We start from the raw sequence: 924 nt of genomic DNA on the forward strand, positions 1-924 counted from the left end.
AACAGGTCGCCAACCAATCCATAGTCGGCCACCTGGAAGATCGGCGCCTCCTCGTCCTTGTTGATCGCGACGATCACCTTGGAGTCCTTCATGCCGGCCAGGTGCTGGATGGCCCCGCTGATCCCCACGGCGATGTAGAGCTCCGGGGCGACGATCTTGCCGGTCTGGCCGACCTGCATGTCGTTGGGCACGAAGCCGGCATCCACGGCGGCGCGCGAGGCGCCGATGGCCGCGCCCAGCTTGTCGGCGATGCCGTCGAGCAGCGCGAAGTTCTCGCCGTTGCCCATCCCGCGCCCGCCGGAGACGACCACCTTGGCCGCGCCCAGCTCGGGGCGGTCGCTCTGCGCCAGCTCCTCACCGACGAAGGTGGACTGGGCGTTGTCGGCCACGAAATCCACCGCTTCGATGGCGGCGCTGCCGCCCTGTTCTTCACGAGAGGCGACCGCGTCGAAGGCGGTGGCGCGCACGGTGATCACCTTCAGGGCGTCATCGCTCTGCACGGTGGCGATGGCGTTGCCGGCGTAGATCGGCCGCTTGAAGGTGTCGGCGCTCTCCACCGCGATGATCTCGGAGAGCTGCGCCACGTCCTTCAGCGCGGCGACGCGCGGCAGCACGTTCTTGCCGGTGGTGGAGCCCACCGCCAGCAGGTGGCTGTAGTCGTCGGCCAGTTCCGCCAGCAGCGCCCCCAGGGGCTCGGCGAGCTGATGGGCGTAGGCGGCGTGGTCGGCCACGCGCACGCGGCTGACGCCGTCGAGCTGGGCGGCCGCCTCGGCGATGGTGGAAACACCCTCGCCGGCCACCAGCACGTCGATGTCGCCACCGCTCTCTTTGACGATCTGCTGCGCCGCGGCGACCACGTGGGCGGTGGCGCCGGCCAGGGCGCCGTCGTGATGTTCGGCAAGGACCAGAATGCTCATGAGATCA

At 69.5% G+C, this 924-nt stretch carries 1 protein-coding gene; it reads right to left on the reverse strand.

The genetic code is table 11. The annotated features are described in order from the left end of the window. Positions 1-917 (reverse strand): electron transfer flavoprotein subunit alpha/FixB family protein (locus FEI13_RS18795; RefSeq protein ID WP_138183014.1); only part of this gene is annotated, 917 nt, incomplete at its 3' end. Positions 918-924 lie beyond the last annotated feature (7 nt).

The sequence above is a fragment of the Halomonas urmiana genome, from assembly GCF_005780185.1.
Classification (GTDB): domain Bacteria; phylum Pseudomonadota; class Gammaproteobacteria; order Pseudomonadales; family Halomonadaceae; genus Halomonas; species Halomonas urmiana.